Below are 10,214 nucleotides of genomic sequence, written 5' to 3'. Positions count from 1 at the left end.
ATAAACTGGCCCCGTCCCTGCTTGAAAAAGACCGCTGGGGCAACTGGGTGATCAACACAAGCTACAACGCGGCCATGCTGGCCGAGGCTCTGTGTAAACTGGAAGGATTCACCTATGCACCCAGCGATTCAGTGTATTGGCAGCACGGTCATTCCACGGAAAGCGATTTCATCTATGTGACCACGGCCAACCTGAACCATGATCAGCTTCAGCAGCTTTCCGACGAGGTTGGGCCAAACCGGTCCCTTCTTGTGCTGTGTACGGCCTTCCGGGCCAATGACGAACTGTATCCCAACCTGACCGTGAAAAAAATTCCCAAACAGGTTCTTGCCAAATGCGAATGGGGGCATGATGATTACAGCCTGCGCGTAGACAACCTCCCCAAGGCCCCTGACCCCAAAGGCCAGATGATGCTGTTTCCCGATGAGGATGAATGATGACGAAAAACAAAACCATCATGGATTCCGGAGACCCCCTTTTTCAGGACATCCGCCGTTTGATTGAAGACGCCCGCGAATCCGTGGCGCTTGCGGTCAATGCCGGAGTCACCATGCTTTACTGGCAAATCGGCCGCCGCATCAACCGAGATATCCTGAAAGGCGACCGGGCCGACTATGGGGAGGCCGTTGTCTCCACGCTGTCGAGACAATTGGAAACAAGCTACGGACGCGGGTTTTCAGCCAAAAACCTCCGCCACATGATCCGCTTTGCGGAAGTTTTTGACGATGAAGCCATTGTCTCGACACTGTGGAGACAGTTGAGCTGGTCCCATTTCAAGGAGATTATCTATCAGAAAGATTCGCTGAAACGGGATTTCTACGCGGAAATGTGCCGAATCGAACGGTGGAGCGTTCGGACACTCCGAAAAAAAATCGACACCATGCTTTACGAACGCACGGCTTTGTCACAAAAACCCGATGAGATTATCCGCACGGAGCTGGATGCTCTTCGGAACGAAGACCGGCTTTCTCCGGACCTGGTGTTCCGCGACCCCTATTTTCTTGATTTTCTGGGCCTTACCGATCGTTATCTGGAAAAAGACATCGAAGACGCCATTCTCCGGGAGTTGGAACAGTTCCTCCTTGAACTGGGAGACGGGTTTTCCTTCATTGCCCGACAGAAACGCATCCAGGTGGACAATGACGACTATTACCTGGATCTGCTTTTTTTCCATCGGCGGCTCAAACGCCTTGTGGCCATTGAATTGAAACTCGGAGATTTCAAACCGGCCTACAAAGGGCAGATGGAACTTTATCTACGGTGGCTTACAAAATACGAACGCCAGCCCGAAGAAAACGAACCCATCGGTCTGATCCTTTGTGCCGGGAAAAAACAGGAAACCGTGGAATTGCTTGAGCTTGAAAAAAGCTCGATCCGTATCGCCGAATACATGACCGAACTGCCGCCCAGGGATATCCTTGAAAAAGAGCTCCATAAAGCCCTGGTCCAGGCACGCCAGAGATTTGCGGCACAAAACAGACTTTCAGAGGAGGATCATTCGTGAACCGACACGTGAATGCCATTTCCGGCCGCCTGAGCTTGAGGACGCCCCAGCGCCGATCCCTTGAGATTCTCCATCGGATCACCGAAATCGCTCCGCCGGGAAATGGCAACGACCTGGCCGAAATGATTAAGGCCATCCAAAGCGAATTCCCCACTGTCACGGATTTTGAGCGTGACTTCCCTTCTCTGTGCTTTGCCCTGGCCACGGGTGTGGGAAAAACCCGGCTTATGGGAGCCTTTATCAGCTATTTGTATCTGGAGCACGGCATCAGAAATTTTTTTGTAATGGCCCCCAACCTGACCATTTACAACAAGCTTATTACCGATTTCAGCCCCAACACGGAAAAATATGTCTTTAAAGGCATCGCTGAATTTGCGGTAAATCCACCGACGGTGATCACCGGCGACACCTATGAAAGCGGTATCGGAATCCGAACGGATCACCGTAAACAACACCATTTTGCCTGGGATACCGACACGGGTGTCCACATCAATATTTTCAACATTTCCAAAATCAACGCCGAAGTGCGCGGCGGCCATGCCCCTCGCATCAAACGCCTGTCTGAATACATTGGAGAGAGCTACTTCGAATATCTTTCCGGTTTGCCCGATCTGGTGCTGCTCATGGATGAATCCCACCGATACCGGGCCAGTGCGGGAGTCCGGGCCATCAATGAGCTCAAGCCCGTTCTGGGTCTTGAGTTGACGGCCACCCCTTTTGTGGAGTCCGGCCGGGGGGCGGTTCAATTTAAAAACGTGATTTACGATTATCCTTTGGGTAAAGCCATGGTTGACGGTTATGTCAAGGAACCGGCCGTGGTCACACGTAAAGATTTCAATCCTGCAGGGATGAGTCCCGATGAAATCGAACGGATCAAGCTTGAAGACGGAATCCGTCTTCATGAAAGCGTCAAGGTGGAACTTGAAACCTACGCCAGAGAAAACAACCGGGACATTGTAAAGCCCTTCCTGCTGGTCATTGCACGCGACACAACCCACGCAAGCCGGTTGCTTAAACTGATTCAGTCAAACTCCTTTTTTGACGGACGATACGCAGAAAAAGTCATCCAGGTGGATTCCAGTCAGACCGGGAAAAAAGAAGAGGAAATGATAGAGCGCCTTCTCAAGGTTGAGGATGCAGAGGAACCCACGGAAATCGTGATTCATGTCAACATGCTCAAGGAAGGCTGGGATGTGACCAACCTTTACACCATCGTTCCCCTGAGGGCGGCCAATGCCCGGATTCTCATCGAGCAGTCCATCGGACGGGGGCTTCGACTTCCCTACAAAGGAAAACGCACCGGGGTCATAAGCGTTGATCGACTGAATATCGTTGCCCATGATAAATTTGAGGAAATCATTGCCGAAGCCAACCGACCCGATTCCTCCATTCGGATGCAGGCCGTGATTCTCGACAACTCCGATCTGATTCGGAAAACGGCCACCGTGGTCTCCCGGCCCACAATTTCAGATAAACTTGGGATCACGCCCGGTCAGGTGACGGACAACACCCGTTTCCCAGGAAGGAAAGAGTCCCCGGTATTCACCAAACCCGATGAGCAGGAAATTGCCCAGGCCGCCTGGGACGTAATCAGAAATCTATCTCATCAGCCGGATATTCTTCCCGGCGTTTCATATTTGAACAAACCGGACGTTCAGAAGACGATTATCAACGAACTGAAAGAACGCTATCCGGCACCAAGACAAATGACACTTGATGGGAGTACTGAAAAAGCGGACATCGAAGATGTGGTCGCCAAAACCATCGAGGTGGTCACACGTCAGACCATCGATATCCCTCGAATCCTTGTTTTGCCAAAAGGAGAATTAAAAACCGGATTTAAACGTTTTTCACTTGAACTTTCGACACTCCATTATCAATCAGTGCCGGAAGAATTATGGATTCAACACCTCCGTACACATACGACGGAAATACTCTCCTTGGGTCAGGGTGGAATCGAAGAATCCCGTCTCGAAGATGTTATCGTCAGTGGGCTTATGGATTTCAACGATATCTCATATGATGACCATGCCGACCATCTCTATGATCTGGCGTCGCAAACGGTGAAACACTTCAAGACGTACCTTTCAGAAGAAGAAGTTCGAAAGGTGCTTCGTTGTTATCAAAAAAACATTTGTCAGTTTATTCACGCTCAGATGCAGGCTCACTACTGGGAGGATGCCGTCGAGTATGAAGTGAAGATCAGCAAGGGATTCACGGAACTCAAGGAAAGTGCCTATTCCTACTCAGCCGATGAACCGCCATTGGATGTCCATGCCTCACCGGACGACAAGAGCAACATGAGCCGGTATCTGTTTGGCGGTTTTCAGCGTTGCCTCTACCCGGTCCAGAAGTTTGATTCAGAAGCTGAACGGAAACTCGCGTTGATACTGGAAAGGGATGCTCTGAAATGGTTTAAACCAGCCAAAGGTCAATTCCAGATGTTTTACCGTCACGAATCCGACCATCTTGAGTACATACCTGATTTTGTGGCAGAAACCGATAATGACATTTTCATCCTTGAACCCAAGGCCGCCAATCAGATGAATGACCCAGCCGTTCTTGCCAAACAAAAAGTGGCGGTGACCTGGTGCAACAATGCGTCAGCTCACACAAAGAGCTATGCCGGCAAACCCTGGCGATATATTTTGATTCCACACACTGAGATTGCCTCAAACATTACCTTGGGCGGGCTCGTTGAGCGGTTTGCCGTAAGCTGATCTCGGTTGAAAGCGAACGGGCGGCTACCCCTCCTGTCGCTCAGACGGATCGGCCAGGCGTCCCGGCCCACGCCCCGCGTTAGCGGGTCCGTGTGGTGAAGCGGACGGTGCGATCGAGGGCGAGTGTTTCGTCGCCGATGCGGTCGATCAGCCGGGGCGTCATGAAGCCCAGGATGCTTCGCCAGTAATAGCCCAGGTAGTTGTTCCGGCCCCCTCCGTCGGTGTTGCCGTCGAAGACGGCGAACACGTAGACGTTCCTGACGGCAAAGGGATCGTCCACCGCAATCCTGCGGTCGAAGGCGGGCAGAAGGGGGAGGGTGTAAATCTGACCGTCATTGCCTGTGTCGGGGATGACCAGGGAGGCCAGCCCGATGATGTAGTCCATATCGATCTGCGGATTCAGGCCGAGGGTCACCCCGCCTTCCTGAACCGCCACGACGGTCACATGCTCGGAAGGATCCAGGCGCACCGGCGGCGAGAGGGCGGCGAGGTTTTCATCGTCGAGTTCGAAGACAAGGGAGGCGGCATGGTCGACAACCACCCGGCTTACCATGAAATCCGTGTCGCTTGACGGTTCGATCCGGTTGACCCCCTCGGTCAGGGTCACATCCACGGCCATGGCCGTCCGATTCTGATAAAAACCCAGATAATCCCCGGCCCCGATATCCGGAAATCCGGCGATGAACTCACGGTCGCAGACGGCCAGAACCATCACCGAATCCCCCGGCCCAAGCCCGGTGCGCGTCAAGTCGACGGTGAACTCCCGGATGCCGGGATCAAGTCGGACAAAGGCGGCCACCTGATCCAGGCCGCCGGCGGCCAGAGCCGACAGGTCGGCTTCCCCGTCATTCCGGATGACCAGAACGAACAGGGGCGTGTCATCCGCATCGAATTCAGGGGCCACCTCGACCCGTCCTTCCAGGCTCAGGATCGCCCCCGAGGGTTCGGGAAGGGTCAGGGAAAGGGTCACGGCAAGCCCGTCACGCCGTCCCGGCTCAATGGTCAGGAGTTCCGGCAGCCCCCGGTCGTCGGCCATAAACCCCAGACGGTCACCGGCGTCGGGCGTCCCGTTGCCGTTGGCATCGTCAAAGGCGATCAGATACACCTGCTCGATGGGCACCGGATACCCGTAGGGAAGAATGGTGACGCTGAAGGGTGAGGGACCGTCCCCCGTCCGGATGCGGGTATAGCCCAGAATCTCGTAGGGATCGATCCGGGAAAAATCCAGGCTGTCGATGTCCCCGGCATAGGCGAAGACCGTCACCGTGCCGTGATCCGCCCCCAGAACCTCGCCGGACAGGGAGGCCGCGAAATCGTACACCGTTTTGCTGACGTCAATGGCGATGCCCTCATTGTGGCCTGCCGCGAGCACATAAGCCGGACTGAACCCGGCGGGGTCCAGATAGTAGCCGATCACGTCGCCGGGCCCCGGATCGGGGATGCCGTTTATGAAATCGTTGTCCGCGAAGGCGATGATGTACACCGGATCACCGGGGGCAAGCCCCGTGCCGGTGAGGGAGAGATGAAACCGGCCATCGGCTTTGTCAATGGACTGGATCGTCACCAGGGCGTCATTCAGTGAGGCACCCGGCGCCATGGGATTGCTGCTTAGCACGGCCACAAAGACCGGTCCCAGAAGGTCCGGATCCGGATCACCGAAGCTCACCTGGCCGGACAACGTGATTACGGGATCATCGCTCACCGAGCCGCAGGAGAAAAGCGCGATGCTCAGGATAATACCCAGAAGGGGTGACAGATGGGGCCTGTGCCGACGCATGGTCGTCCTCCTTTGGTCAGAAACTGTAGACCAGTTCGCCGAAAATCCGGTCGTTATCGCCGATGGTGTCGATGGGAATGTCGCTGCCGCCCTGGTAAAGAATGCACCCTGCCGTCAGCGTCAGATCATCGCTCACATCATACACGGCCTTGAGCCGCTCGAAAGACCCGCCCTCGGCGCTCCAGCCGTAACCCGACAGCAGAAGTTCCACGGACAGGGTTTCATGCCAAAAATCCCGGGTCAGCCGAAGGACCCACTGTTCTTCCTTTTCTTTGGGGCTGAAGGGGGAGGCTTCAAGCAGACCGTCGTAGTCATCGATATAGCGAAGCACCACATCGGCGCTGATCATCGTATCCCGAATGCCCAGGTATTCGAAGCCCACCAGGCCGTCGTAGCGGGTGTAGCCGGGACAGGGGCCCCGGACCAGAACCCCGCCCGCGATGCGGGCCGGGTTGATGTAGGCCACGTCACGAAACAGGGCCAGTTCGGTTTTCAGCATCAGATTGCCAAAGGCCCGGTTGGCGTCCAGGCCCAGCATGGTGATGCGGCCGTGATCCAGACTCAGGCTGTATTGGGGGGGCTCGTCGGCGGAAAGTGTTTCCAGGTGGACATCGCGGTTGTAGATGTCGGCGTAGTAAAAGGTCAGGTCCCCGCCGTTGAAGGTCCGGCCCAAGGACACCGCGAACTGGGTGTTGCCCGGATCGCTGTCGGGACCGTGTTCGGGCGGCAGGGGGGCTTTTGAGGGATAATAATCGCTGCCCCAGACCGGCAGCATGTCGAAGCGGGTTTCGTGGATGGCCATGGTCTTGAGGGTCCATCCGCCAAGAAACACATCCAGCCGGGTCATGGTCACGGGCAGCCTCAGGTCTTCGATGTCGGTCAACCCCGGTTCCCGCATATCCAGCGGATTGATCACGTCCACCACCCGGAGGGTGTCGGATTTGCCCCAGATGACGATCTGCCGCCCGATATACAGATCCATGAAGCGGTTGATACGCCCCCCCACATAGGCCTTGTCCAGCTCGACCACGGCTTCCCGGTCGTCGGTCAGCTCGGGGGTCCAGGTATGGGACCGGCGGAGTCCGTAAACCCCGTCATGGGAGGCCCGGACACTCACATGCCAGCTGAGGGTGTCGAGCACCTTGTCCTCGACGGTCAGCCGAAGCTCGGTCCGCAACGCCGAGAGGCCCCGCCAGTCGATCCGGCCCGCGTCGGGCCGGTGATGGGCAGTGTTGACGGTGGTCATCAGGCCCAACCGACCCGACAGATCGAAAGGCAGGCGCTGGGACGGTTTTTCAGAGGAAGAAGGCGTTGCTGCGGGGGCCGGATCATCGGAAACGTCGCCCGAGAAATCATCGGAGAAATCGCCCAGATCATCGTCAAAGCCGTCGAGCAGCTCCTCCTGGGCCAGCGCGGTCCGGGGAACAACCGAAAGGCCCGGGGCCAGGGTCGACACCAGCAGAACCAGCGCCGCAAGGCGCCACAGGAAATCACGGTCGAACATGGTCCTCACCCTTCAATCTTTGTGTTTTTCGTTTACGGTGCGTGGTATGCGGCAGACATCCCGACCCTGGTCATAGCAAGTTTTCCGCCTGGATAAAAGATGTTTTTCACTGGTTTACCAGAGCGTTAGAACTCGTGGAACCGGTCGAGTGTATCACGGACCTCCCGGATATCACCGAGCAGACGGTAATCGCCCCGATAAGTGCGCGGATCGGACAGGGCGTGGGGAATCATCAGGCAGCGCAGGCCCGCCCGGTTGGCGGCCACAAGGCCCCGGGCCGAATCTTCGACGGCCACGGCCTCGTCCGGGGCCACCCCCGCCCGGGCAAGCCCTTTGAGATAGGGTTCGGGATGGGGTTTGGTCTGTTCGCAGTCGTCCGAGGTGATCACGAAATCCACATAGGAAAGGATCCCGGTGGATTGGTGGATAATCTCGAAATGCTCCCGCCGGGAGCTGGTCACGATGCCCATGATGTAGCGGCCGTGGAGCGCATCGAGGGCCTCCCGGGTCCCGTCCATCAAGGTATTCCGGGCCCCGGAAAGCAGCTCGGCGTAGCGGCGGTTGCGGCGGAAGCGCAGGGTTTCCCACCCTTCGGCGTCAAGGCCCCCCCGGGTCAGATACTCCGCCAGACCGTACCCCCGGACCAGAGAGAATTCCACAAACATTTCCTGGCTCAGGTCCATGCCCACCTCGGCCAGGGTCTCACGGGTGGCCCTGAAAAACAGTTTTTCCGTATCGACCAGAACCCCGTCGTTATCCCATAAAATCGCTTTGATCATCGTTTCCCTCATTTAAAAAAAATGTCGCTTGAGAGACAGGGCCGGACATGATAGGATACGCGCCTTCGGAATGGAACCAACAACTCTGTCCGCGCCACGGGGGGCGGAATCGGAAGCAACGGGCACAGGAAACCGTCATGGAACGACACAACGAAAAACGGCGCAAACCGCGCATCGAGACCTCCAATCTGGTGGACTATGTCCTCTTCGACCAGGCGCGCAACACCCTGGAAAAGGGCAAAGGCCACACCCTGAATCTCAGCCAGACCGGGCTTCTTCTCCAAACGCCCGTCCCTCTCAAGGGCGTTTTCGTCATGCTGATGACCATCGACCTCAACGGCAACGATGTCAAGGTCGAAGGACGACTGATCTATACCAAACGGGACGAGAGTTCCGGCCGGTATCTGTCCGGCGTCGAATTCACCGGCCCCCGGGACAAACAGGTCCAGGCCATCGTGACCTTTGTCAAAGCCTACCAGCACCGCAAACACATGCAGGCCTGACCCGCAATCAGGCGCTCCGGCCCTCGCTCAGCTCCCCGACAATCAGATCCGCCACGCCCCGGAAAGCCCCGAAATGAGGGCTCAGACGGAACCGGATCTGCGGATAGGCCGATCGGGCCGTCTCGACCAGCTCGGGAAGATCCACACGCACATGGCTTCCGGCGGCGATAAAATAGGGCAGTACCGTGATGGTCGTCGCCCCCCGATCGGCCAGCACCCGGATCTGTTGTTCCGCCGTGGGTTCACTGAACTGGTTGAAGGCGCAGATCACGGTATCGAACCCGCTGTCCGGCCGACGGTTCAGACTCTCGGCAAGACGGATCACTTCCTCGTTGGATTCCTTGGCCCGACTGCCGTGGGCCACCACAAGCAACGCATGCATCGTTCATCCCTCCATAAAACACAGGGGCGCTCCCGGAACCGGTCCGAAAGCGCCCGTAACGATAACTGATGATCGATCCTGAACAGCCGGATCAGAACGCTCCGGCCAGCTTGGACAGGTTCATGGGCTGGACAAAGGCCTTGAGTACGTCCCCCGACGCGATACCGTAGCCCTCGACCTGAACCGAGGTTTTTTCACCGACCTGAATGCTCAGGGTGCCGCTCCGGTCCTCGGCGTTAAACTGAAGGGTTCCGGTATAGCCCTGGATGCGGATGCTTTTCATGCCTGTTTCCTGGGCCATGCCGGCAAACATGGCGCCGAAGCCGGCCAGACTGCCCAGCTTGCCGGTGACGCCGCCGGTGGCGATGGTCAGTTTGACACTGGCGTCATCGGGTCCCGCGTACTGGGCCTCGGCCCCGGCATTGCCCACCATGGACGCCATCTGGCCCATGCCCTGGGCATTCTTGCTTTCCAGGGTGAAGCCCGCCGGAGGCGCCGGAATAAAGGCCAGCATATTGGCGGCCGTGACTTCGTTCAGTTTGCTCAAGGCATAGTTGATTTCCTCGACGGCCTTGTTGACGGCCCCCTGCTTGATCATGGTCTGGGCCGTGGTCAGGCTTTCCAGGGCTTCCTGCTTCGGATCGTCGGCCATCGCCGCTCCGACCATCGTTCCCAGACACACCAGCGCAAGGATTATTTTTTTCATCGTACCCCCCATTGTTTCGACATGCTGTTAAGAGATCTTGTGTCACAGGCAGGAGGGACCCCCGTGGTCCGACCCGGTGCCAACCCTTACGGCTTCGTAAAAAGTCCGATTTTAAGCGTTGCGCGTCATCCCTCGTCATTGCGGCGTACCCTAAGTACGCCTCATTCCTTACGGATTCGCGACGCCGCAAGCTCGAACGTTTTTCTTTGCCGTCCTTTGATGACGTTTTACGCGTTCATCAACCCTGACTGTATACGTCAGTTTCCCGAAACTCGGCAAGCGTATTTTTCATCGCTGTCCGGAGAGTTCAGTCGATCGGCCATTTTTTCCTTAATGTTT

At 56.7% G+C, this 10,214-nt stretch carries 9 protein-coding genes; 4 read left to right on the top strand and 5 right to left on the bottom strand.

The window, feature by feature from the left end; genetic code table 11:
• The 3 genes from ACYQ11_RS18140 to ACYQ11_RS18130 form a co-directional block, all read left to right on the top strand.
• On the top strand, positions 1-437 hold a 437-nt coding region (locus ACYQ11_RS18140; RefSeq protein ID WP_459925231.1), incomplete at its 5' end, for a hypothetical protein.
• Entirely contained in the window at positions 434-1,504 is a 1,071-nt protein-coding gene (locus ACYQ11_RS18135; RefSeq protein WP_459925230.1) for a PDDEXK nuclease domain-containing protein, read from the top strand. The genes ACYQ11_RS18140 and ACYQ11_RS18135, both read left to right, overlap by 4 nt.
• Positions 1,501-4,224, top strand: a complete 2,724-nt coding sequence (locus ACYQ11_RS18130) for a DEAD/DEAH box helicase (protein ID WP_459925229.1) — start codon at positions 1,501-1,503, stop codon at positions 4,222-4,224. Before ACYQ11_RS18135 ends, ACYQ11_RS18130 begins: the two co-directional genes overlap by 4 nt.
• A 79-nt stretch (positions 4,225-4,303) precedes the next feature.
• Here ACYQ11_RS18130 and ACYQ11_RS18125 read toward each other — a convergent pair whose 3' ends face one another.
• From ACYQ11_RS18125 to ACYQ11_RS18115, 3 genes are all read right to left on the bottom strand, one after another.
• Positions 4,304-6,001 carry a hypothetical protein gene (locus ACYQ11_RS18125; RefSeq protein ID WP_459925228.1) on the bottom strand — a complete coding sequence of 566 codons (1,698 nt, stop codon included), beginning with the start codon at positions 5,999-6,001 and terminating at the stop codon, positions 4,304-4,306.
• A 16-nt stretch (positions 6,002-6,017) separates the two neighbouring features.
• A complete protein-coding gene (locus ACYQ11_RS18120; protein WP_459925227.1) occupies positions 6,018-7,505 on the bottom strand; it encodes a DUF1302 family protein in 1,488 nt (495 codons plus the stop codon).
• 125 nt (positions 7,506-7,630) lie between these two features.
• Positions 7,631-8,284, bottom strand: a complete 654-nt coding sequence (locus tag ACYQ11_RS18115; protein ID WP_459925226.1) for an HAD family hydrolase — start codon at positions 8,282-8,284, stop codon at positions 7,631-7,633.
• A gap of 137 nt (positions 8,285-8,421) precedes the next feature.
• On the opposite strand from ACYQ11_RS18115, the gene ACYQ11_RS18110 reads away from it, so the two are divergent.
• On the top strand, positions 8,422-8,787 hold the full coding sequence (locus ACYQ11_RS18110) for a PilZ domain-containing protein (protein WP_459925225.1): 366 nt from the start codon (positions 8,422-8,424) through the stop codon (positions 8,785-8,787).
• A 7-nt stretch (positions 8,788-8,794) separates the two neighbouring features.
• Here ACYQ11_RS18110 and ACYQ11_RS18105 read toward each other — a convergent pair whose 3' ends face one another.
• Both ACYQ11_RS18105 and ACYQ11_RS18100 read right to left on the bottom strand, forming a co-directional pair.
• On the bottom strand, positions 8,795-9,169 hold the full coding sequence (locus ACYQ11_RS18105) for a sirohydrochlorin chelatase (protein ID WP_459925224.1): 375 nt from the start codon (positions 9,167-9,169) through the stop codon (positions 8,795-8,797).
• Positions 9,170-9,260: 91 nt separating this feature from the next.
• Complete coding sequence (locus ACYQ11_RS18100) at positions 9,261-9,875, bottom strand: hypothetical protein (RefSeq protein WP_459925223.1); 615 nt, start codon at positions 9,873-9,875, stop codon at positions 9,261-9,263.
• Positions 9,876-10,214: the final 339 nt, after the last annotated feature.

The organism is Desulfatiferula olefinivorans (assembly GCF_054657895.1).
This window is presented reverse-complemented; position numbering and strand designations above follow the sequence as displayed.